Source organism: Streptomyces sp. CA-250714, from assembly GCF_050936705.1.
In the GTDB taxonomy this organism is placed as follows: Bacteria; Actinomycetota; Actinomycetes; order Streptomycetales; family Streptomycetaceae; genus Streptomyces.
In genome coordinates, this window is record NZ_JBNJMI010000001.1 from 645,114 (window position 1) to 666,453 (window position 21,340).

Genomic DNA, 21,340 nt, shown 5'->3' on the forward strand with positions numbered 1-21,340 from the left:
GTCGACACGGGGCATGCTGGGCGGCATTTTCCGGCGGGCGAGGGCCCAACGGAGGTTGTCGATCTCCGAGTTGGCCCGGCGCTCGAAGATCGGCAAGGCGACGCTGTCGCAGTTGGAGTCGGGCGCGGGCAACCCCACCATCGAGACGGCTCCTGGACACCCGGACCGCCGGCGGCCTCACCGTTGTGCGGGGTCGAGAAGGCCGAGGTGCTCAGTGGTGCGGGCGTCGACCTGCGGCCCCTCCAGCGGGTCGACTCGGCTTGACCGTTGACACGCTCAGCGCCGCGTCATAGCTTTCCAGCGTTTGGTTTATCGAACGAGGAGGTTCGATGCACGGAACGCGGGTGGCGGTGCTGGGCGCCGGGATCGTCGGCGCCGCCTGCGCTCGCGAGCTGGCGCTTTCCGGACTTGAGGTCACCGTCGTCGACCGCGGTGCGCCCGCGTCGGCGACCACCTCTCACGGCGAGGGAAACGTGCTCGTCTCGGACAAGGGCCCGGGCCCGGAGCTGGAACTCGCCCAACTCTCCCGCGAGCTGTGGCCGCAGGTGCTCGCCGCCGTCGCCGCGCGCTCCCCGCACGCGGCGCGCGCGGTGGAGTGGGACCCGAAGGGCGGCATCGTCGTGGCGACAACCGGCACCGGCGCCGAAGGGCTGTCCCGGTTCGCCGCCGACCAGCGCGCAGCCGGGGTGCGCGCCGAGGTGCTGGACGCGGAAGAGCTGGCCGAGGCCGAGCCGTACGTCACCCGTGAGCACACCGCGGCCCTGCACTACCCCGAGGACGCCCAGGTGCAGCCGGCCGGAGCCGCCGCCGCCCTGCTCGGCGACGCGCTCGCCGCGGGCGCGACCCTGCGCACGGGCTGCGAGGTGCTCGGCGCCGTCACCCGCGCGGGCCGGATCACCGGGGTCCGCACCTCGTCGGGGCTGCTGGCGGCCGACTGGTTCGTCAATGCCGCGGGCCCCTGGTCCGGCGAGCTGGCCGCCCGCCTCGGCGCGCCGGTGGACGTACGGCCCCGCCGCGGCGACGTGCTGGTCACCACTCCCCTGCCGCCCACCGTCTTCCACAAGGTCTACGACGCGGACTACGTGGGCGCCGTCGGCAGCAGCGCCGAGGATCTGCAGACCTCCGCGGTCGTGGAGTCCACCCACGGCGGCAGCGTGCTCATCGGCTCCTCACGCCGCCGGGTCGGCTTCGATGACCGGCTGCGTCCCGAGGTGCTGTCGGCCGTCGCCGCGAAGGCGCTACGGCTGTTCCCGACGCTGGCCGGGGTGCCGGTGATGCGTGCGTACGGCGGCTTCCGGCCGTACGTCCCCGACCATCTGCCGGTCATCGGCGCGGATCCCCGACTGGCCGGTCTGTGGCATGCGAGCGGCCACGAAGGCGCCGGGATCGGGCTGTCGGTGGGCACCGGGCAGCTGCTGCGGAACCTGATGCTCGGCGAGCCGACGGACATGGACGCCGCCCCGTTCCGGGTGGACCGTCCTGCCGTGCTCGGCGAGAGCGCACACCCTGCGAGTGAGGAGACGGCATGAGCCCCAGACGTGTCCGCGCCGAGTCCGACGCGGTCGGGCGGCAGGACCGGCCGCTGCGGATCACGGTCGACGGTGAGCCCGTCGACGGGATCGCGGGCCAGACCATCGCGGGAATCCTGCTCGCCGCCGATCGGCGGGCCTGGCGCCGGGGACGCTCCGGTGCGCCGCGCGGGGTGTTCTGCGGGATCGGCGTCTGCTTCGACTGTCTGGTGACGGTGGGCGATGAGTGTGATGTGCGTGCCTGCCGCCGCCGGGCCCGGGACGGCGACGTGGTGGCCACGCAGACCAGGGAGCCGGTGCCGGACGGGTCGCGGGGTGCGGAGATGCGCACGTCGCCGGATCCGGAGACCGTCCAGGGCACCGCGCCTGCCCGGGGGGAGTCCGGCCGCTCCTCGGGGGAGCCCGGTCAGGACCCTGGCCGGGCCGCCCCTGGGGCGCCCGACCAGCCGGGAACGGAGAAGCGATGACGGAGCGCCATGTCGCGGTCGTCGGCGCCGGGCCCGCGGGGCTGGCCGCTGCGGAGGCCGCGCTGAGCGCCGGTGCCCGGGTGACGCTGATCGACTCGGCGGACCAGCCCGGCGGCCAGTACCACCGGATGCTGCCCGAGGCGTACGACGCGGCCCGCCCGGAGGCACTGCAACACGGCTGGCGGGCCTTCGACCGGCGCCGCCGCCGGGTGCTCGCCCACCCGCGGTGCGCCTGGTGGTCCGAGACCTCGGTGTGGGCGCTGGAGCGCCCGGAACCGGAGCAGCCGGGAGTACCGCTCGTGCACCTGCTGCGCGGTCCGGCCGACGGTGACGGGCGGCACCGCAGCACGCTCCGTCCCGATGCGCTGGTGCTCGCCGTCGGCGCGCACGATCGCGTCCTGCCGTTCCCCGGCTGGGAGTTGCCCGGCGTGTTCACCGCCGGTGCGGCCCAGGCGCTCGCCAAGGGCGAGCGGGTCGTGGTCGGTGACCGGGCCGTGGTCGCCGGAACCGGTCCGTTCCTGCTCCCGGTGGCTGCCTCGCTGCTGGAGGCCGGCTCCCGGGTACTGGAGGTGCTGGAGGCCAACACGCCGGGCACCGTGGCCCGCGGCTGGTCGCGGCGTCCGTGGCAGCTCGCGGCGCAGACCGGCAAGTCTGGTGAACTCGCCGAGTACACCGCCCTGTTGCTCCGCCACCGGGTGCCCCTCCGTACGGGCCGCGCCATAGTCGAGGTCCGCGGCGACGGCCGGGTGGAGGAGGTCGTCACCGCACGGCTGCGCGCGGACTGGTCGGTGGTGCCGGGCAGCGAGCGTACGGTCGCGGCCGACGCGGCGTGTGTCACGCACGGCTTCAGCCCGCAACTGGAGTTGCCGGTGGCCGCCGGGTGCGCCCTGCGCCCCACACCGGCCGGCGAGTTCGTGGACGTCGACGACGACCAGGCCACCAGTTGCCCGGGCGTCTACGCGGCCGGTGAGATCACCGGCATCGCGGGCGCCCCGGCCGCACGGGCCGAGGGCGCGCTCGCCGGCTGGCTCGCCGCGGGCGGCGACCCGGATGCGAGAGCGCTGCGTCATCTGCGTCGCAGCCGGAACCAGGGCCGCGCGTTCGCCGAGCGGCTGGCCCGGGCGCATCCGATCGGCGCGGCCTGGCCGCAGTGGCTGCGTCCCGAGACCGTTGTCTGCCGCTGCGAGGAGACCGACTACGCCTCGTTGTGCCGGGCCGCCGCCGATCAGGCGAGCGCCGCCGCGCGGGTCGCCAAACTGGAGACCCGGGCCGGCCTGGGCCCGTGCCAGGCCCGGATCTGCGGGCCCACGGTCGCCGAGTTGACCGCCCGGCTGTCCGGTGAGCCCGCCGACCGGCCGGTCGAGGGCCTGCCGGCACCCGTACCGCACCGGCGCCCGGTCGCCCAGCCGATCCGGCTCGGCGAACTGGCCGCCGCCTCCCCCGAACCGCCCGACTCCGCACACCCATCCAACTCACCTTTCCAGGAGCCGAGTTCATGAGCGACACCCGGAACACTCCCCTGTCCCTCGGCGGCGTGGTCGTGGCCACAGCGCTTCCCTATTACGAGGACGCGTCCGCACCGGCCGGGCTGGCCGTGGACTACGACCGATTCGCGGAGCACTGCCGCTGGCTGGTGGAGAACGGCTGCCACGGCGTCGGCCCGAACGGCTCGCTGGGCGAGTACTCCTCGCTGACGGACGAGGAGCGCCGCAGGACCGCGCGGACGGCGATCGAGGCGGTCGGCGACTCGGGCATCGTGGTCGTCGGTGTGCACGGCGTCGGCTCGCACCAGGCCAAGCACTGGGCCGAGGTCGCGGCCGAGGACGGCGCCGACGGGCTGCTGTGTCTGCCGCCGACCATGTACCGCGCCAACCGAGGTGAGGTCCTCGCCCACTTCGAGGCCGTGGCCTCCGTCGGCCTGCCGGTCATGATCTACAACAACCCGATCGACACCAAGGTCGATCTCACCCCGGACCTGATCGCGGAGATCGCCTGGATCGACAATGTCGTCGCCGTCAAGGAGTTCTCCGGCGACGTCCGGCGCGTCCTGGAGATCAGGGAGCTGGCCCCCAGGCTGGAGGTCATCAGCGGCGCCGACGACGTCGTGCTCGAGAGCCTGCTGATGGGCGCCACCGGCTGGTTCGCCGGTTTCCCGAACGTCTTCCCCGCGGAGTCGGCACGCTTGTACGACCTGGCCGTCGCCGGAAAGGTGGAGGAGGCCCGCGCGCTGTACGAGCCGCTGGTCGCCGCCTTCCGCTGGGACTCGCGCACCGAGTTCGTCCAGGCCATCAAGCTCGGCATGGAGGAAGTCGGCCGGTTCGGCGGCCCCTGCCGCCCGCCGCGCGGCCCGCTCACGCCTGAGATGCACGAGCAGGTCAAGGCCGACATGGCCCGCGCCATCTCCGCACTCGAGAGGCAGTCCGTCTGATGCGGTCGACCCGTACGATCAGCGCCGTCGACTCACACACCGAGGGCATGCCCACCCGCGTCGTCACCGGCGGGGTGGGCCCCATCCCGGGCGCCACCATGGCCGAGCGCCGCCGCTATGCGCTGGAGAATCTGGACGGGCTGCGCCGGTTCCTGGTCGACGAGCCGCGCGGGCACTCCGCGATGAGTGGGGCGATCCTGCAGCCGCCCACCCGCCCGGACGCCGACTGGGGCGTGCTCTATATCGAGGTCAGCGGCTTTCTGCCGATGTGCGGCCACGGCACCATCGGGGTGGCCACCGTCCTCGTGGAAACCGGGATGGTCGAGGTCAGCGAGCCGGAGACCACGGTCCGTCTCGACACCCCCGCCGGGCTGGTCGAGGCACGGGTGACGGTCGTCGACGGCCGCGCCGAGAAGGTCACCCTGCGAAACGTGGACGCCTTCGCGCTCGAACTCGACGCGGCGGTGCGGGTCCCGGGCCTCGGCGAGGTCCGCTACGACATGGCGTACGGCGGCAACTTCTACGCCATCGTCGAACTCGACCGGCTCGGGCTGCCGTTCGACCGCGCGCGCAAGGACGAGATCCTCGCCGCCGGGCTGTCGATCATGGACGCGGTCAACGAGCAGAACCGGCCGGTGCACCCGGCCGACCCGCTCATCGGCGGCTGCAAACATGTGCAGTTCCTGTCCCCCGACTCCACGGCCCGGCACTCGCGCAACGCCATGGCCATCCACCCCGGCTGGTTCGACCGCTCCCCCTGCGGCACCGGCACCTCTGCTCGGATGGCGCAGTTGCACGCGCGTGGTGAACTGCCGCTGGATACCGAGTTCGTCAACGAGTCGTTCATCGGGACCCGCTTCACCGGTCGGCTGCTGGAGACCACCGAGGCCGGCGGGCTGCCGGCCGTCGTCCCCGAGTTCTCCGGCCGGGCGTGGATCACTGCCACGGCGAATTATTTGCTCGACCCGAGGGATCCGTTTCCGCACGGGTTCGTGCTCTAGCGCTGCGCCGGCGGTGCCGCCGTCGGTGCGCTTTCGGCCGCGGGTTCGTCGTGGCTGGTCGCGCCCACGCGGCGGAGCCGCCTATGTCTCGGTCCCGCGCCCCTTCGGGGCGCACCCCCCCGCCCCGCACTCCCCCTTCACTTCGTACGACCATCGGAGGGACCGCCATGTCCCGTTCAGCTCCAGTCATACCCCGGGAAAGAACGGGCCCCGTCGGGGGGCTGTTCTCCCGACAGGGCATTTTTCGTCTGAAGCCCGTCGACTCCTCCGAGGAGGAGAGCGCTGGCGGGCTCCGCCGGACCATGGGTCTGTGGCAGCTCGTCGCGCTCAGTCTCGGCGGTCTGGTCGGCGCGGGAGTCTTCTCGCTCGCCGGTGTCGTGGCACACGAGGACGCCGGGCCCGGGGTGATGATCTCGTTCCTCGTCGCCATCATCGCCAGCACCGCGGCAGCGCTGTGTTACGCCGAGTTCGCCGGCACCATCCCCAAGGCCGGCTCCGCCTATACGTACTCCTATGCCGCGCTCGGCGAGGTCGTCGGCTGGTTGATCGGCTGGGACCTGCTGCTCGAGTACACCGCCATCGTCGCGGTGGTGGCCATCGCCGTGTCCGGCTATTTCTCGTACATCCTGGAGCGAATCGGCCTCGACCTGCCATCCTGGATGCTCGGCGCGCCGGGCACCGGATCGGGCCACAAGGTCGATCTGTTCGCCGCGCTGCTGTGCCTGCTGCTGGCCTTCGTGCTTTCCCGCGGCACCAAGGAGTCGGCCCGCTTCGAGACCGTCCTGGTGGTCGTCAAGCTCGGCATCGTCGCCCTGGTGGTCGTCGCCGGCGCCTTTCACATCTCCTCGGGCAACTACTCGCCGTTCCTGCCCTTCGGGATCGGTGGCGCGTTCACCGGTGCCGCGACCGCATTCTTCGCCGTCTACGGCTACGACGCGATGAGCGCGGCGGCGGAGGAGAGTGCCGAGGCGAAGAAGGTGCTGCCGAAGGCGATCGTGATCTCGCTCGCCATCGCAGCGGTTGTCTATCTCCTGGTCTGTGTGGTGCTGCTCGGTATGCAGGACTACCGCGACATCGACACGGACAGCCCGTTCTCCAGCGCGCTCGGCGCGGTGGGCCTGGGCGGCCTCGGCATCGTGGTCGCGGTCGGCGCCATCATCGGCATCACCACCTCGGCCTTCGCCAATATGCTCGCGGTCTCCCGGGTCTGGTACTCCATGAGCCGCGATGGGCTGCTACCGCGCTACTTCGCGAAGAACCACCCCAGACGGCATGTGCCGACCCGGGTGATCTGGCCGGTGGGCGTCGGATCCGCGTTCATCGCCGGCTTTCTGCCCATCAGGGAGGCCGCCGACCTCACCAACATCGGCATCCTGGCGGCCTTCACCGTCGTCGCCATCGCCGTCGTGGTACTGCGCAGGACGCGGCCCGATCTCCCCCGCTCCTTCCGCACCCCGCTGGTGCCGCTGGTCCCGGCCATCGGCGTGGCCTTCTCCATCTGGCTGATCGCCAATCTGGACTGGGTGACCTGGGTGCGGTTCGCCGGCTGGATGGGCCTCGGACTGATCGTCTACTTCGTGTTCGGCGTCCGTCACTCGGAGGAGAACAAGCTCCGAGCGTCGGCGCAGGACGAGCTTCCCGCACAGAGCGATGGAGGCCCCCGATGACCACCGAACCGGCCGCCGTCCGCTCCAACGCCGACCGCTCGGGCGCCGTCGGCGGAACGGAGGACGGGCACGACCCGCGGACCGCAGACCGGCATCACCATCGCCCCCGCGTGGTACGTCGTCGCCGTCTCCGTCGCGGCGCTGCTGGTCATCGCCCGGATGACGGAGACCAGCCGACGCTCGATGCTCCCCGACGCCGCGTGACGGCCGACGCCCATCGCTCCACGGAATGAAGCACATCGCTCCACGGGAAGAAGAAGGAAACCCCATGAACACCGTCGCACGTGAACCCGACCGGGCGGTGGCCGCTGCCGCCGCCGCGGCCCGGGCTTGGGCCGAGTCGGCGCCGACAGACCGCGCATACGCACTGGAAGCCGTCGCCGAGGCGCTGGAAGCCGAGCGCGCGGAGCTGGTCGCGCTCGCCGGCGCCGAGACGAACCTCGGTGCGGCCCGCCTCAACAGCGAACTGACCCGCACCACCTTCCAGTTGCGGCTCTTCGCCGAGGAGGTGCGTGCGGGCGCGTACCTCGATGTCCGTATCGACCGGCCCGACCCGGAGTGGCCCACCGGTCCGCGGCCCGAACTGCGCCGCTACCGCACCGCGCTCGGCCCGGTGCTGGTGTTCGCGGCCGGGAACTTCCCGTTCGCCCTCAGTGTGGCAGGCAGCGACACCGTCTCCGCCTGGGCGGCCGGCTGCCCGGTGATCGTCAAGGCGCACCCGGGCCACCCCGAATTGTCCCGCCGCACCGCGGAGATCATCCAGAAGGCGATGGCCGAGGCAGGCGCGCCGGACGGCGTGTTCGGGCTGATCGAGGGGCAGCAGGCCGGAATCGACGCGCTGCGCCACCCGGCGCTGCGCGCCGCCGCGTTCACCGGCTCCGAGCGCGGCGGCCTGGCCCTGGCCCGTATCGCCGCCGAACGGCCCGAGCCCATCCCGTTCTATGGGGAACTGGGCAGCGTCAACCCCGTCGTGGTAACCCCGGCCGCGGCCGCCGCCCGAGGCGCGGAGATCGCGCAAGGCTTCGTCGGCTCGCTCACGCTCGGCGCGGGCCAGTTCTGCACCAAGCCCGGACTGCTGTTCGTCCCCGCCGGCAGCGGCCTGGTGGACGAGATCGTGCGGCTGCTGCGCGAGGTGCCGAGTGCGCCGATGCTCGGCTCGTGGATCTCCGACGCGTACGTCGAGGGCGCACGCCGACTCGCCGACCGCCCCACGACGAGTCGGCTGGTGTGGCCGGATGACGCGGCGTCAGTGGCACCGCGGCTGCTGTGCACGGATCTGGCGTCGTTCGCCACCGACATCGAGGCGGCGGCGCAGGAGTGCTTCGGCCCGCTCGGCCTGGTGGTGACGTACGAGCAGCCGGAGGACCTTCCCGCCGTCATGGCCGCGCTGCCCGGCCAGCTCACCGCATCGGTGCACGGCGAGCCCGCCGAGGCGGCCGAACTCGCCGATCTGACCGCGGCACTGGCCGAGCGCAGCGGCCGGGTGCTGTGGAACGAGTGGCCGACCGGTGCCTCGGTCACGCACGCGATGCAGCACGGCGGCCCGTTCCCCGCCACGACCGCACCCGCGATCACCTCCATCGGCACGGCGGCCATCGATCGGTTCCTGCGCCCGGTGTCCTATCAGTCGGTGCCCGAGCCGCTGCTCCCGCCGCCGCTCCGGGACGACAACCCGTGGCGCGTACCCCAGCGCGTTCGCCCGTAGGTCCTGTCCGATGGGTCCGGAGCTCAGGCACGGCCGGCGGCGAGGTGCATCAGGCGGGCGAGCACCGCGCCGCCGGAGGCGGTGAGCCCGTCGTGCTCCCACTCGTTGGTGACCCAGACCCGGGTGGAGCCGACCGCCCGGGCGGTGTCCAACGACAGGCCCGCGTCCACATACATGTCGTCGTGGTAGACGACCGCGGCGAGCGGGACCGTATTGGCGGCGAGGCGGTCGAGGCCGTACAGCGGCGGCCAGTCGGTGCGCCGGGCGAGAAGGTCCGCGGCGGCTGCGAAGGGGCGCAGGCCGCGGATGTCGTCGAACATCCAGCGGTAGATCATCTCGCCAGTGAGCAGCAACGGGTCGGCGTCCTCGGCGAACTCGGGGAAGGCGGCCAGTGCACGGTCGGCCGCCCAGTCGGTCGGGGCGGCGCCCTGTCCGTACAGGGTCTCCTGGAGGACGGCGAAGAGCGGGTTGTCGATGAAGCCCGTCAGGTCCATCACCTGGTACAGGAAGGTGTCGGTCAACTCGCCGTCAGCATCGAGGGCTTCGTCGAGCAGCCAGTGCAGACGCTCGAACCCGTCGCCCTTTCCGAGCATGAGACCGAGGGTGCGCAGCCGGCGGACCGTGAGTCGATCGCCGTCGGGCAGCCGCACGTCCCGTGCCGCGAGCAGATCGGCGATACGACGCAGCCGCGGGGCATCGTCCGGATAGCGGGCGTAGAACGCGTGAACCCGGTCGCGTACGCGCGGAGAGGTGCGGGCGTACACATCGTCCGCCGTGGCGGTCAGTCCCGGCAGGCCACCGGCGACGTAGCACGCCTTGAGTGCGTGCGGGGCCTGGGAGAGGTAGGTGAGGGTGACAAAGCCGCCATAGCTCTGGCCGAGTGTCTCCCAGGGTTGCCCGCCGCACAGCCTGTGCCGTATCAGTTCGGCGTCCGCGACGATTGAATCCGCCCTGAAGTGGGCGAGGTGGGCTGCCAGTTCAGCCGGATGCCGGAAGCGGGCGGCGGCCCGCGCGGTCATGGGGGTGGACCGGCCGGTGCCCCGCTGGTCGAGGAGCAGCACGCGGTGGGTTCGCAGCGCGTGTGCCAGCCAGCCGGGCGCCGCGCCCGACGGCCGGGGGGACTTGCCGCCCGGGCCGCCCTGGAGGTACAGCAGCCACGGCAGCTCTTCGCCGGCGCGGGAGCGGTCGGCGACTTCGCGGGCGCATATTTCTATGGTCTCTCCGCCGGGCGCGGAGTGGTCCAAAGGGACCGTGAAGAGGTGATCGACGGTCGCGTACGCGGGGTTCATGGTGTTCTTCCGTTACCGGCCGCGCGGCGTCCGCGGCCGTGGTGGAGCAGACGCGTCGCGAGGGGTGGCGTTTTCTGACGCTGATCAGTCTTGTGGTCAGCAGCGGGCAGTGGAAACCCCCGACTTTCCATAACGCCGCGTTATGGGGAGATGGGGAACGTGGCGGCGTTCTGCCCAAGCGATCCCGGCCCCCTGCACGGTTGTGCCCTGGTTGCGTGGGAGGCACCACGGAACCAGGGCGCAACCAGTCCGGCAGCACGCGGGCTACGACTTCGTCACCCGCACGGTGTCCCCGTTGTCGCGCGCGCTCAGTACGTCGATACGCACCCCCGCGTCCGCGTCGGTGAACGACTCACCCACCTTGTATGGCGCGTCGTCCAAGGGACGGCACCCATCCTCCGGGGTGGCGTCGGGCTCGGCATCCATGACCCGGATCGGGCCCTTGCCGGTCGAGACGGACGAGTCGACCTTGTAGACGAGCGCACCGGTCGCGCACAGCCCTTCATCCGCGCGGACCGCACGGCGCGACTCGACCACATATGCCGTCGTCGGCCCGGTGCGGACCACGGCCATCTTGGTGCCGCCGGGCTGCTCGACGGCGGTGAGCCGTACGGTGTCGCTGCCCGCCGAGGTCCGGCAGCCCACCTGACCGTCGCCGGTCCAGCCGAGCTTCCACGAGTGCCAGGCGGTGTACTGCGGTCCGGCCCCACTGATCAGCCCCATCACGTCCCACCCGCCCACGAAGCGGTGGCCGTCGTCACCCGCTTCGAAGGCGTACAGGTCCGGCAGCCCGAACGTGTGCGCGGTCTCGTGAGCGACCACCTTGGGCCCCCAGCGCCACATGTCCTGGCCGAAGGTGACGCTCCACTCGATGCGGTTGCCGTCAGCAACGACGCCGTCCGTGCCCGGCGCGTAAATGTAGGCGGGCGAGAAGGAGATGGCCTTGGCGTTCTCCGTCGGCACGACGTACAGCGTGTCGTACGCGGAGAAGTCCACGTCCGGGTCGGCGGCGGTGACGGCGTCCTTGATGTATGCCTCGTGCGTCTCGTGGCTCAGGCCGCGTTCGAAACCGTAGTCCGTCGACTTGCGGGGCATCCGCACCCAGCGCCGGTGCTGAGTGATGTCGAGCCGCACCTTCCCGTACGACGCCTTCCGCAGCCAGTCGGCGCCGGGCGTGAGCTGGGCCGCGTCCTCGGTCGGGGACTCGGTGGCCGGGGCGTCGGCGAAGTCCACGAACACCATGCCGACCTTGAGGTTTCCGGCTGGGCGCTGGAAGACGGAGTAGTCGGTGTCATGGCCCTCGTTCCCCTCGTCGGCCTGGTCGCCCGCGGTGGCGGCGGGCAGGGCGCAGTCGGCGGCGCTGCGGGACGGCTTGGTCTTGAGGGATGGCTTGGCGGTCCCGAGGGATGCCTCGGCGTGCGGGGTCCCGGCGGTCCCGGCGAAGAGGAGGAGCAGCAACGCGAGCGCTGCGGACAGGAGCGATACCCGTCCCCAGCGAGTAGCACGGAACGTCCTCATGGGTTCGATGCCTCCCGGCAAGTGGCGTGTGACATTTCATATGAGACTGAGGGGTGACGCACCCTGTCGGGAACCTCCCGCCGGTCCATAACATCCGCGCCATGGATCTGGAGATACGGCACCTGCGTGTGGTGTGCGCCATCGCCGACGCCGGCAGCCTCACCCGGGCCGCCGCAGGGCTGCGCATGACGCAGCCCGGCCTGAGCGCCCAACTGCGGCGCATCGAGAACCTGCTGGGCGGTGCGCTGTTCGACCGCAGGCGGGCCGGGGCCACGCCCACCCCGCTGGGCGAGCTGGTGCTGGCCCGCGCCCGCAGCATCCTGCCGGGCATCGACCAACTCCTCGCCGACACCGCCCGGGCCACCCGCCGCGCCGCAGCGCCCGCCCTCCTGCGCGTCGGCTCGGTGGGGGCGCCCCTCCTGGGCCATCTCCTCACCGCGCTACGGGAGTTGCTGCCCGGAGCACAGCTGACGTCCCGCTGCCAGTACGCCCCCGCCCCGCTCCTGGACGACGTATGCGCCGGCCGGCTGGAAGCGGCCATCCTCGGCGACCATCCCGGCCAGGAGCTGACGGCGCACGACGGCGTCCTCCTGCACCCGCTCGTCACCGAGCCCGTCTTCGCGCTGCTGCCCGCAGACCACCCCTTGGCCGCCCACGAGGAGGTGAACCTCGCCCGGCTCGCCGGGGAGGACTGGGCCGCGCCCCGCCCGGACAGCGATCGCACCCGCGAGTACTGGTCGTCGGTCTTCTCCCGTACGGACCACCATCCCCATATCCCGTACGAGGCCGAGGGACGGCAGCTGGTCGAGATCGTCCGCGCTGGCCTGGCCGTGAGCCTGTGCCAGGCCACCTTCATCGAAGTCCCCGGCGTCGCCGTACGCCCCTTGGCCGGCAACCCCCTCTGGTACCGCCATGTGCTCGCCTGGCACCACGACGGCCCCCTCACCCCACACGGCGAGGCCATCCTGCGCCACGTCCGCGACGGCTACCTGAACGCCTGCTCCAACAGCCCCACGTACGCCCGCTGGCAGCAGCGGTTTCCAAAGGCGGCACGGCTGATGGTCTGAACCGGTGGCTGGGTGCCCCGGACTCGTCCATGGGCCGTGGGCACCCCGGATGACGTGCGCGATCACCGACCCACGAACGAGGCGCAGCCTAGGATGCCCACGAACGAGGCGCAGCCCAGGGTCGCATTGGGCCGGTCGGCCAGTTGGTCATCGTCTGGGACCATCCGGGGTCGGTCCGCCGCGCAAGTTCTACGCACTCAACGACGCCGGACGCGAGGAACTCACGAAGTTCTGGACGAAATGGCAGTACGTCTCATCACGCATCGACAAGCTCAAGGAGGGCGGGAGATGAACTTCTGGGAGACCATCACAGGCAGCGATCTCACCAGGGGTTGGAAGGCGTTCGAAGCCCGGGCCGAGGCCCTGCCGGACGACTACCGGGCGGCGTGGGGACAGATCAAGGGTCACCTCTTTCCCCATGGGGACTTCACCGGCCGCAACCTGACGCCGATCCTCGATGCCGCCCTGGGGCTGCTCGAAGAAACAGCGGCGGACGGGCAGAGCGTCCACGAGGTCCTCGGTGACGACATCCGAGGCTTTTGCGCGGCGCTGGCCGGTGGAGAAGGGGCCCGAACCTATCGCGACCGGTGGCGCGAGCAGTTGAACAGGAATGTCGCAAGGAAATTGAGCCGGCTGGGAGGCTGACGTGGGCATCCAGGACATCATCGAGGGCAAGAAGCAGTGGCGTGCGCACATGGCTCGGGTCAAGGCGCTCCCGCAGGACTACCAGATCGTCTACAAGGAGATGCAGAAGTACCTGTTCAAGGTCGGGCCGATCGACCTGCCTGACGGGCCTCTGCTTCCCGGGATCGTTGATTTCTTCGAGGAAGGTGCCGCCGCGGGCAAGGGGGTCTTGGAACTCATCGGCAATGACGTCGCCGCGTTCTGCGACGACCTGGTCAAGGACTCACGCACCTATGCGGACGTTTATCAGGAGTCCATCAGCAGGCAGAGCGGTACGGCCGAGAAGTAACACCCGCGCTCATGCCAGTGTGTCCTGAGCTGAAGTGGCTGGGTCTGCCGTTGCGGTGGATCAGGCGGCCCAGCTGGGCGGCTTTGGTTCGGGGCATGAGGGTCCAGGTGCCATCCGTGCGGTGCAGGGCCGCCGAGTGCCAGGGAGTGGTCCAGGCGTCGGGGGCGTCGAGGAGGCGGATGCCGAACTTGGGGGCTCCGATCGGCTGGGGGTGGATGGAGAGGCGTACGGAGCGGGGGTGGTGGTCGGCGATGAGGTCGCCCCAGGCGCGGCTGCGCTGGATGACGCCGTAGGCGCGCCGTCGGCATTCGCGTTGGAGGGCGGATCGGGTGCCGGGGTAGTCGGCGGTGTCCTCGACGAGGAAGCGTGTGATGCCGCGGTAGAGAGCGAGGGCGTGGTCGTCGGTGCGGATCTCTGCTCGCAGGGCGTCCGTGGTGGGAGCGTAGCGGTCGTTGATGTGGGTGCGTTTGGTGTCGTGCGGGAGGTCGCCGAGTACGTCGCGCAGGTCGAAGACGGACAGTCGGTCCAAGCCCATGTCGCGTATGAGCGCGCGGAGTTCGTCGGCGTAGGCGTCGATGTGTTCGTCGGGGACGCCGATGAGATCGCCGAAGACGTGGCCGTCGGAGCAGACGACCAGATGGGCGCCGGGCGGGTAGACGCGTTCGATCTCCCTGCACAAGGTATGGAGGAAGGTGAGCGAGAGGCGTTCTCCCATGTCGGGCAGGCGGCCGAGGACCTTGGCGGGGTTCGGGGACTTGCAGGGGAAGCCGGGGAGGGTGAAGGTGAGGGGGTCGCCCGCGCGCACGAAGTCGCCGATCTGGCGCAGTTGATGTGGGAACGCCTCAGCGGAGGCGGGGGCCTGGTCGGTGGTGCGGTGGTGCGGCAGGAGCAGGTTCAGGATCGCGGCGCTGGTGCTCGTGGGGAGGGTGTCGGGCGCGGTCGTCAGTGGCATGTCGTTCCTCCGTGAGGTGTGTGGGCATGGCGGCATGGCGCCGTGGCCGATTGCGGCCAGGCGCCGTCTGCCGAGCGGGTCGTTCAGCCGGCTACGGGTCGTCGGGCGGTGCTACTGCCCGACCCGGTCAACCGGAAGTCGCGTTCAGAGGCGTCGGTCGTAGCCGACGGGCAGGTGGTTGGTGCCGCGGCCGAGGACGGCCGGGATCCACTCGAGGTCCTCGTCCCTGATCGCCAGGTGGAGGCCGGGCAGCCGGGCGAGGAGGGTGCCCAGGGCGATCTGGAGTTCGGCGCGAGCGAGGGCTGCGCCGGGGCAGAAGTGGATGCCGTGGCCGAAGGCCAGGTGGGGATTGGGCGAGCGGTCGAAGTCCAGGGTGCCCGGGTCGGGGAAGCGGCGCGGGTCGCGGTTGGCCGCGCACAGGGAGACGATCACGGAGTCGCCGGCCGGTACCTCGGTGCCGTGCAGGTCGCTGTCCTTGTCGAAGAAACGCCAGGTGGTCAGCTCGAAGGCGCTGTCGTAGCGGAGGAGTTCCTCGACCGCGCGCGGCAGCAGGGCAGGGGCCTCGCGGAGGCGGGCGAGCTGCTCAGGGTTGCGGAACAGGGCGATCAGGGCCGTGGTGATCTGGTTGGTGACCGGTTCCTGGCCCGCGACCAGAAGCTGGAAGATCATGGAGTCCAGCTCCTCCTGCGACAGCTCGCCCCGGTCGCGGGCCACGACGAGGTGGCTGAGCAGATCGTCCTCCCCGTGGTCGCGCTTGTGGGCGACGACTTCGGCTATGTAGCTCTGGAGGCCGTGCAGGCGGGCCTCGTACAGCGGCCGTCCGGGATCAGTGGGGCCGACCGGCTGGACGACCTTGCCCCAGTCGCGGTCGAAGCGGGCGGCCGGCTCCGGTGGGAGGCCGATGACTTCGGCGAGGACCTGGAAGGAGAAGTGGGCGGCGAAGCCGGTGACGAGGTCGGCAGGACCGCTCTCCGGCAGGGCGTCTGTCAAGGTGTCCGCCAGTTCCTGGAAACGGGGGCGCAGACTCTCGATACGGCGCGGTGTGAAGGCGTCCGTGACGAAGCGCCGCATGCGGGTGTGCTTGGGCGGGTCCTGGTGCAGGAGGTGCACCTGGAGCTGGGAGTGCTGGGGCTCCGGCATGATCGAGGCGCGGGCCCGCCAGCGGTCGTTGCCGCGGTCGTGGTTCTTGCCGAGGCGATCGTCGTTCAGGGCGGCGTGGGCGGCGTCGTAACCGGTGACGAGCCATGCCCGCACGCCGCTGGGGAAGAGCACGCGATGGACGGGGCCGGCCTCGCGCAGCTCCTCGTACAGGGGGTAGGGGTCGGCCTTGTAGGGGCAGCCCATGAGAGGGACCGGGTCCGTGGTCGTCCCGAGTTGCTGGATGGTCATGAACGGGGCTCCTCAGAGGGCGAGTTCGGGCTGGTGGTGGTCCAGCCACAGGGCGAGGTCGACGACGCGTTCCAGCCGCAGCCGGTGGCCCCACTCCAGTTGGCCGGGCGGGGTGTCCAGGCAGGGCTTGATGCGGGTCTCGTCGGCCAGGGCGCGGACCTGGTCGGTGGCCAGGGCCTCACGGGCCAGATCCTGGAGGCCGCGGTTGTAGTCGGGGTGGTGGGTGGCCGGGTAGTGGTTCTTGGGCCGGTGCAGCACCGAGTCGGGCGCGAGGCCCGAGCCCGCTGCCCGCAGCAGGCTCTTCTCGCGCCCGTCGAAGCTCTTCAGCTGCCAGGGCGTGGAGAACGCGTACTCGACGAGCCGGTGGTCGCAGTACGGGACGCGGACCTCCAGGCCCTGCGCCATGCTCAGCCGGTCCTTGCGGTGCAGGAGTTGGCGCAGCCAGCGGGTCAGGGACAGGTGCTGCATCTCGCGCTGCCGGTGTTCGGCCGGGGTCTCGCCGTCCAGATGGGGTACGGCGGCCAGGGCGGTGCGGTAGGTGTCGTCGCGGAACTCGGCGATGCGCAGGTCGAGTTCGGGGTTGAGCGGCATGGCCGCCTCGTCGCCCGTCACCAGCAGCCAGGGGAAGGTGGTCGCGGCCAGCGCCTTCGGGTTGTGGAACCACGGGTAGCCGCCGAACACCTCGTCCGCCGCCTCCCCGGACAGAGCGACGGTCGAGTGCTGTCGTATCTCGCCGAACAGCAGATACAGCGAGGTGTCCATGTCGCCGACGCCGATCGGCGAGTCCCGCGCCACCACGACGGCCTTGCGGTGCTCGGGGGCGAGCAGGGCGCGCGGGTCGAGTACGACGGTGCTGTGGTCGGTGCCGATGAAGGCGCCGGCCTCGATCGCGTACGGGGTGTCGTGACCGGTGCGCAGCACATCTCCGGTGAAGCGCGACGCCTGGTCGCTGTAGTCGACGGCGTACGAGCGGAGCCGGGCGTCCGGGCCCTCGCGCAGCCGCAGTTCGTCGGCGAGCAGGGCGGTCAGTACGGTGGAGTCGATGCCGCCGGACAGCAGGCTGCACAGCGGGACGTCGGCTTCCAGCTGGCTGCGTGCGGCCGCGCCGACCAGGTCACTGATCCGCTCGACGGTCGCGTCCTGGTCGTCGTCGTGGACGCCGATCTCCAACTGCCAGTAGCGGCGTTCGCGGATACCGTCGCGGTCCAGGACGAGCAGGCCGCCGGGTTCGACCTCCCGGACGCCGGACCACACCGTCGGCCCGGTGTTGAACAGCAGGCTGTACGCCTCCCGCAGCCCGTCGGCGTCGACGCGGGGCCGTATCTCCGGGTGGGCGAACAGTGCCTTGGGCTCGGAGGCGAAGGCCACGCCCCCGTCGACGGCCGCCCAGAACAGCGGTTTGACACCGAGCCGGTCGCGGACGAGGAGCAGCCGCTGGGCACGTTCGTCCCAGACCGCGAAGGCGAACATGCCCTCCAGGTGGTCGGCGATGTGCTCGCCCCACTCGGCGTAGGCGCGCAGCACCACCTCGGTGTCGCTGCGCGTGCGGAAGACGTGGCCCCGGCCGCGGAGTTCGGCCCGCAGCGCGTGGTGGTTGTAGACCTCGCCGCTGTAGCTGAGCACGATGGCCGGTTCGTCGGGCCGGTCGGCCATCGGCTGGGTGCCGCCGGCCAGGTCGATGACGGCCAGCCGGCGGTGGCCCAGCGCGGCGTGCTCGCCGAGCCAGACGTCGCCCGCGTCGGGGCCGCGGGGTGTGAGGGTGGCGGTCATGGCCTCGATGACCGGGGCCTGAGGACGGGCGTCGTGGTGAAAGGACGCCCAGCCGGTGATTCCGCACATACGTGCCTCCTGGGTCAGTGGTGGGCGACGGACGCCTCGTCGGTGGTCTTCTCGGGCACCGGTGCGGGCCTTGTGCCGGACAGTGCGATCAGGGGTACGGCGAGCCAGGCGGCGGTGGCGGCCAGGGCGAGCCCGGCCCGTGCGCCTTCTTCGGGTCCGGTCAGTCCCCAGGCGGCGGTGGCCAGGGCAGGGCCGAGGGTGAAGCCGAGGCTGCGGGCGAGTTGCACCGTCGAGCCGACGGTCGCGACCCGGGCCGGTGGGGCGGTACTCATCACCAGGGCCTGGGTGGGGCCGCCGTTCAGCCCCATGCCGAGGCCGGCCAGTGCCAGCCGCCAGGCCACGTCCGCCGGGGACCAGCCGTCGCCGAGCGGGATGAGCAGGAGCAGGCCGACCGCGGTCAGCGCGGCCCCGGCGACGGCGACCGGCCGGGCGCCTACCCAGTCCGCGAGGCGTCCGCCCAGCGGTCCTGCCAGCCCCATGCCGAGCGGAAAGGCGAGGACGGTCAGGCCGGTGGTGGTGGCGCTGAAGCCGTCGTCACGCTGGAGGTGCAGGGCGACGACGTAGTGCATGGCGGCGAATCCGGTGGCGAGGGCCAGCACCGACCCGTGCGCCCGGAACAGCCCCGCCGTCCGGAGTACGCCGGTCACCGGACGGCCGCCGGGACCGCGCAGCCACCACCACAGCGGCGGTACGGCGACGACCGCGAGCGCCAGCCATGACAGACCGTTCGGCGCCGCCGTCAACGCCAGCAGCAAGACCGCGATCCCGGTGGCCACCAGCAGTGCGTCGGCTACCGAGCGGCGGTCGGGCAACCGCAGCCTGGCGTCGCGTGGCATCGCCTTCCAGGCGACGATCAGGACGAGTACGCAGAACGGGATCTTGACGAGGAAGACCCAGCGCCAACCCAGTTGGTCCAGCAGCAGTCCGCCCACGGCGGGTCCGGTCACCGCGCCCAGCGGCCCCAGGGTCGCGGGCACGCTCATCGCCCGCCCGCGCGCCTCCGGCCCCACGGAGCGGATCGCGAGCACCGGCATCAGCACGAACAGCACCGCGCCGAACGCGCCCTGCGCGAGGCGAGCGGTGATCAGCCAGGCCGCCCAGGGCGCGGCGGCGGCCAGGGCGCTGCACAGGCCGAAGCCGACGGTCGCGGACAGCACGGCCGAGCGCAGCCCTGCCCCGTCCAGCCACCGGCCGACGGGCAACAGCAGTGCCACCACCGGTAGTTGGTACCCCAGCACCGCCCACTGGGCGGTCGCGTCGGAGACCTGCAGACCATTGGCGATGTCCGCCAGGGCTACATTGACGATGTTCATGTCGAGCATCGCCACGAACGCCAGCACGCCCGCCACGGCCACCAGCAGCCAGCGGTCCTCGCCACGGGAGCCGACGGATCTGTGGCCCGGCTGTTCCGAACCGGAACCGTGGTGTCTCACCCTGCACCTCACCGTCGCGGGGTCGGCTGCCGGACAGCAGCCTCGTCCCACAAGTCGGGCGGAAACCTGGGTCAGTTCCCGGCCCTCGGCAACTGCCCGGGGCCACGGTCAGTGTCTGCGACGCCGTGGCACGCGCTGTCCACGGCGACGTGTCGGCAGCCGGCCCGATAGGGCGTTCACACGCCGCTGTGCACGTCAGTGTGCATCTCCACCGCCTTGGCCGGCTCCGCGTCGGCGGGCGCCTGGTGGTCGAAGGCGATCAGCGGATCCCCGGTGAGGGGGTGGTCGATCACAGCTGCCCGTACGCCGAACACCTGGGCCATCAAGGCCGGGCTGAGCACTTCGCGAGGCGGCCCGGAGGCCACCACGGCCCCGGCGTGCAGCACGTGCAGCCGGTCGCAGACCGAGGCGGCGGCGTTGAGGTCGTGCAGCGACACCAGGGTCGTACGGCGCTGAGCGCGCAGCAGGGCGAGCAGTTCGACCTGGTGGCGGACGTCGAGGTGGTTGGTCGGTTCGTCCAGCACCAGGACATCCGGGTGCTGCGCGAATGCCCGTGCCAGCAGGACGCGTTGGCGTTCGCCGCCGGACAGGGCCGTGAATCTGCGCCCGGCGTGGCCGTCCATGCCGACGTCGACCAGGGCACGGGCGACGATGTCCCGGTCGGTGGCGTCCTCCCCGGCGAAGGCCCGCTTGTACGGGGTGCGGCCCATGGCGACGACCTCGCGCACGGTCAGCTCGAAGTCGCTGCCCCGCTCCTGCGGCAGCGCGGCCACATGCCGGGCCGACTGCACCGGGGTCATCTCCCGGAGGTCGGTACCGGCGAGCAACACACGCCCGGAGGTGGGTTTCAGGTGCCGGTAGACCGTGCGCAGCAGCGTCGACTTGCCGCTGCCGTTCGGCCCCACCAGCCCGGTGATCTCGCCCTCGGCCGCGATCAGTCGGGCGCCCGCCACGACCGTACGGCCGGCGTAGGCGACGTACAGGTCTTCGATGTCGATCCTCAACTGCCGCTCCCCAGCCGCCGGTCCAGCAGATACAGCAGGGCCGGAGCCCCGATGAGCGAGGTGACCACGCCGACCGGCAGCTCCTGCGTGTCCATCGCCGTACGGCAGAGGATGTCGACCACCAGCAGCAGCAGCGCCCCGAACAGTGCGGACAGGGGCAGCAGACGGCGGTGGTCACCGCCGACGACCAGGCGGCACACGTGCGGCACCATCAGCGCGACGAAGGCGATCGCGCCGGACACGGCGACCAGTACGCCGGTCAGCACGCTGGTCAGCGTGAACAGTTCGCGGCGCAGCCGGGTGACATCGATGCCTAGCCCGGCCGCGGTCTCGTCGCCCAGCAGCAAGGCGTTGAGGCCCCGGGCGCGCGCCTGGAGGCACAGCCACCCGGCCGGTACGGCGATGGCGGGCAGGGCGAGCAGTTCCCAGTTCGCGCCGCTGAGGCTGCCCATGAGCCAGAACAGCACGCTGTGTGTCTGCTGCTCGTCCCCGGCCTGGAGGACGAGGTAGCTGGTGAAGCCGGACAGGAACTGCCCGATCGCCACCCCGGCCAGCACCAGCCGCAGCGGTGCGAATCCTCCGCCGCGCCGGGCGACGGCCCACACCAGCGCGAAGGTGGCCAGCGCTCCGGCGAAGGCCGCGCCCGACAGCCCGAGCCCCAGGGCACCGCCGGCCCCGAGGCCGAGCACGATCGCGGCGACCGCGCCCAGCGAGGCACCGTTGGAGATGCCCAGCAGATACGGGTCGGCCAGCGGGTTGCGCACCAGGGCCTGCACGGCCGTTCCGACGAGACCGAGCCCGGCACCGACGAGCGCCGCCAACAGAGCGCGCGGAAGCCGGAGTTGCCAGACGATCAGGTCGTTGGTGCCCGGCCGGGGTGCCTCGCCGGACAGCCGCCGCCATACCACGCCCCACACCTCGCCGGGCGGGATGGAGGTCGAGCCCCAGGCCACCGCCGCCGTCAGCGCGGCGAGAAGCGCCACACCGAGGACCACCGCCAGCGGCCCGGCGGGCACGCTGCGCGCGTCGTCCCGGCTCACGTCCGCGGCCTTGCGGCCGGACACGGACAGCATGGAGGC

At 71.7% G+C, this 21,340-nt stretch carries 19 protein-coding genes and 1 pseudogene; 12 read left to right on the plus strand and 8 right to left on the minus strand.

All coding sequences use genetic code 11. The annotated features are described in order from the left end of the window. Positions 1–13: 13 nt before the first annotated feature. The 8 genes from ACQEU8_RS03085 to ACQEU8_RS03120 all read left to right on the plus strand — a co-directional run bounded on the left by ACQEU8_RS03085 (position 14) and on the right by ACQEU8_RS03120 (position 8,797). A complete protein-coding gene (locus ACQEU8_RS03085; protein WP_433102109.1) occupies positions 14–271 on the plus strand; it encodes a helix-turn-helix domain-containing protein in 258 nt (85 codons plus the stop codon). Positions 272–329: 58 nt separating this feature from the next. After that, positions 330–1,529 (plus strand): NAD(P)/FAD-dependent oxidoreductase, encoded by a 1,200-nt coding sequence (locus tag ACQEU8_RS03090; RefSeq protein WP_433096512.1) that lies wholly within the window; start codon positions 330–332, stop codon positions 1,527–1,529. Then, entirely contained in the window at positions 1,526–1,996 is a 471-nt protein-coding gene (locus ACQEU8_RS03095) for a (2Fe-2S)-binding protein (RefSeq protein WP_433096514.1), read from the plus strand. The genes ACQEU8_RS03090 and ACQEU8_RS03095 overlap by 4 nt, the downstream gene beginning before the upstream one ends. Beyond that, positions 1,993–3,495 carry an FAD-dependent oxidoreductase gene (locus tag ACQEU8_RS03100; RefSeq protein ID WP_433096516.1) on the plus strand — a complete coding sequence of 501 codons (1,503 nt, stop codon included), beginning with the start codon at positions 1,993–1,995 and terminating at the stop codon, positions 3,493–3,495. The genes ACQEU8_RS03095 and ACQEU8_RS03100 overlap by 4 nt, the downstream gene beginning before the upstream one ends. Beyond that, on the plus strand, positions 3,492–4,424 hold the full coding sequence (locus tag ACQEU8_RS03105; RefSeq protein ID WP_433096518.1) for a dihydrodipicolinate synthase family protein: 933 nt from the start codon (positions 3,492–3,494) through the stop codon (positions 4,422–4,424). Before ACQEU8_RS03100 ends, ACQEU8_RS03105 begins: the two co-directional genes overlap by 4 nt. Next, positions 4,424–5,425 (plus strand): proline racemase family protein, encoded by a 1,002-nt coding sequence (locus tag ACQEU8_RS03110; protein ID WP_433096520.1) that lies wholly within the window; start codon positions 4,424–4,426, stop codon positions 5,423–5,425. Before ACQEU8_RS03105 ends, ACQEU8_RS03110 begins: the two co-directional genes overlap by 1 nt. 302 nt (positions 5,426–5,727) lie before the next feature. Then, positions 5,728–7,092, plus strand: coding sequence for an amino acid permease (locus tag ACQEU8_RS03115; RefSeq protein WP_433096522.1), 1,365 nt, complete (start codon positions 5,728–5,730; stop codon positions 7,090–7,092). Between the two features lie 268 nt (positions 7,093–7,360). Continuing rightward, positions 7,361–8,797, plus strand: coding sequence for an aldehyde dehydrogenase (NADP(+)) (locus tag ACQEU8_RS03120; RefSeq protein ID WP_433096524.1), 1,437 nt, complete (start codon positions 7,361–7,363; stop codon positions 8,795–8,797). Positions 8,798–8,820: 23 nt separating this feature from the next. Here ACQEU8_RS03120 and ACQEU8_RS03125 read toward each other — a convergent pair whose 3' ends face one another. Beyond that, entirely contained in the window at positions 8,821–10,086 is a 1,266-nt protein-coding gene (locus ACQEU8_RS03125; RefSeq protein ID WP_433096526.1) for an alpha/beta fold hydrolase, read from the minus strand. 264 nt (positions 10,087–10,350) lie between these two features. Continuing rightward, complete coding sequence (locus tag ACQEU8_RS03130; protein WP_433096528.1) at positions 10,351–11,604, minus strand: M6 family metalloprotease domain-containing protein; 1,254 nt, start codon at positions 11,602–11,604, stop codon at positions 10,351–10,353. Between the two features lie 101 nt (positions 11,605–11,705). On the opposite strand from ACQEU8_RS03130, the gene ACQEU8_RS03135 reads away from it, so the two are divergent. The 4 genes and pseudogenes from ACQEU8_RS03135 (at position 11,706) to ACQEU8_RS03150 (ending at position 13,644) form a co-directional block, all read left to right on the plus strand. Continuing rightward, a complete protein-coding gene (locus tag ACQEU8_RS03135; RefSeq protein WP_433096530.1) occupies positions 11,706–12,671 on the plus strand; it encodes a LysR family transcriptional regulator in 966 nt (321 codons plus the stop codon). Between the two features lie 160 nt (positions 12,672–12,831). Then, a pseudogene (locus ACQEU8_RS03140) lies at positions 12,832–12,963 on the plus strand (PadR family transcriptional regulator); the annotation flags it as partial. Continuing rightward, positions 12,960–13,316, plus strand: coding sequence for a DUF1048 domain-containing protein (locus ACQEU8_RS03145; protein WP_433096532.1), 357 nt, complete (start codon positions 12,960–12,962; stop codon positions 13,314–13,316). The pseudogene ACQEU8_RS03140 and the gene ACQEU8_RS03145, both read left to right, overlap by 4 nt. A gap of 1 nt (position 13,317) precedes the next feature. Continuing rightward, entirely contained in the window at positions 13,318–13,644 is a 327-nt protein-coding gene (locus ACQEU8_RS03150; RefSeq protein WP_433096534.1) for a DUF1048 domain-containing protein, read from the plus strand. Here the strand turns inward: ACQEU8_RS03150 and ACQEU8_RS03155 are convergent. From ACQEU8_RS03155 to ACQEU8_RS03180, 6 genes are all read right to left on the minus strand, one after another. Beyond that, complete coding sequence (locus ACQEU8_RS03155; protein WP_433096536.1) at positions 13,613–14,596, minus strand: L-tyrosine/L-tryptophan isonitrile synthase family protein; 984 nt, start codon at positions 14,594–14,596, stop codon at positions 13,613–13,615. The two genes, ACQEU8_RS03150 and ACQEU8_RS03155, sit on opposite strands and share 32 nt — an antisense overlap. Positions 14,597–14,740: 144 nt before the next feature. Next, positions 14,741–15,985 carry a cytochrome P450 family protein gene (locus tag ACQEU8_RS03160; protein ID WP_433096538.1) on the minus strand — a complete coding sequence of 415 codons (1,245 nt, stop codon included), beginning with the start codon at positions 15,983–15,985 and terminating at the stop codon, positions 14,741–14,743. A 12-nt stretch (positions 15,986–15,997) separates the two neighbouring features. Then, a complete protein-coding gene (gene asnB, locus ACQEU8_RS03165) occupies positions 15,998–17,824 on the minus strand; it encodes an asparagine synthase (glutamine-hydrolyzing) (RefSeq protein ID WP_433096540.1) in 1,827 nt (608 codons plus the stop codon). Positions 17,825–17,838: 14 nt separating this feature from the next. Then, positions 17,839–19,257, minus strand: a complete 1,419-nt coding sequence (locus ACQEU8_RS03170) for an MFS transporter (protein ID WP_433096542.1) — start codon at positions 19,255–19,257, stop codon at positions 17,839–17,841. Positions 19,258–19,433: 176 nt separating this feature from the next. Next, positions 19,434–20,261 (minus strand): ABC transporter ATP-binding protein, encoded by an 828-nt coding sequence (locus ACQEU8_RS03175; RefSeq protein WP_433096544.1) that lies wholly within the window; start codon positions 20,259–20,261, stop codon positions 19,434–19,436. After that, a complete protein-coding gene (locus tag ACQEU8_RS03180) occupies positions 20,258–21,334 on the minus strand; it encodes a FecCD family ABC transporter permease (protein WP_433096546.1) in 1,077 nt (358 codons plus the stop codon). The genes ACQEU8_RS03175 and ACQEU8_RS03180 overlap by 4 nt, the downstream gene beginning before the upstream one ends. Positions 21,335–21,340 lie beyond the last annotated feature (6 nt).

What these genes read in the sequence shown, in the direction of transcription:
- ACQEU8_RS03085 (WP_433102109.1), top strand. Translation starts at nt 14, where the DNA reads ATGCTGGGCGGCATTTTCCGGCGGGCGAGGGCCCAACGGAGGTTGTCG.
- ACQEU8_RS03090 (WP_433096512.1), top strand. Translation starts at nt 330, where the DNA reads ATGCACGGAACGCGGGTGGCGGTGCTGGGCGCCGGGATCGTCGGCGCC.
- ACQEU8_RS03095 (WP_433096514.1), top strand. Translation starts at nt 1,526, where the DNA reads ATGAGCCCCAGACGTGTCCGCGCCGAGTCCGACGCGGTCGGGCGGCAG.
- ACQEU8_RS03100 (WP_433096516.1), top strand. Translation starts at nt 1,993, where the DNA reads ATGACGGAGCGCCATGTCGCGGTCGTCGGCGCCGGGCCCGCGGGGCTG.
- ACQEU8_RS03105 (WP_433096518.1), top strand. Translation starts at nt 3,492, where the DNA reads ATGAGCGACACCCGGAACACTCCCCTGTCCCTCGGCGGCGTGGTCGTG.
- ACQEU8_RS03110 (WP_433096520.1), top strand. Translation starts at nt 4,424, where the DNA reads ATGCGGTCGACCCGTACGATCAGCGCCGTCGACTCACACACCGAGGGC.
- ACQEU8_RS03115 (WP_433096522.1), top strand. Translation starts at nt 5,728, where the DNA reads ATGGGTCTGTGGCAGCTCGTCGCGCTCAGTCTCGGCGGTCTGGTCGGC.
- ACQEU8_RS03120 (WP_433096524.1), top strand. Translation starts at nt 7,361, where the DNA reads ATGAACACCGTCGCACGTGAACCCGACCGGGCGGTGGCCGCTGCCGCC.
- ACQEU8_RS03125 (WP_433096526.1), bottom strand. Translation starts at nt 10,086, where the DNA reads ATGAACCCCGCGTACGCGACCGTCGATCACCTCTTCACGGTCCCTTTG.
- ACQEU8_RS03130 (WP_433096528.1), bottom strand. Translation starts at nt 11,604, where the DNA reads ATGAGGACGTTCCGTGCTACTCGCTGGGGACGGGTATCGCTCCTGTCC.
- ACQEU8_RS03135 (WP_433096530.1), top strand. Translation starts at nt 11,706, where the DNA reads ATGGATCTGGAGATACGGCACCTGCGTGTGGTGTGCGCCATCGCCGAC.
- ACQEU8_RS03145 (WP_433096532.1), top strand. Translation starts at nt 12,960, where the DNA reads ATGAACTTCTGGGAGACCATCACAGGCAGCGATCTCACCAGGGGTTGG.
- ACQEU8_RS03155 (WP_433096536.1), bottom strand. Translation starts at nt 14,596, where the DNA reads ATGCCACTGACGACCGCGCCCGACACCCTCCCCACGAGCACCAGCGCC.
- ACQEU8_RS03160 (WP_433096538.1), bottom strand. Translation starts at nt 15,985, where the DNA reads ATGACCATCCAGCAACTCGGGACGACCACGGACCCGGTCCCTCTCATG.
- asnB (WP_433096540.1), bottom strand. Translation starts at nt 17,824, where the DNA reads ATGTGCGGAATCACCGGCTGGGCGTCCTTTCACCACGACGCCCGTCCT.
- ACQEU8_RS03180 (WP_433096546.1), bottom strand. Translation starts at nt 21,334, where the DNA reads ATGCTGTCCGTGTCCGGCCGCAAGGCCGCGGACGTGAGCCGGGACGAC.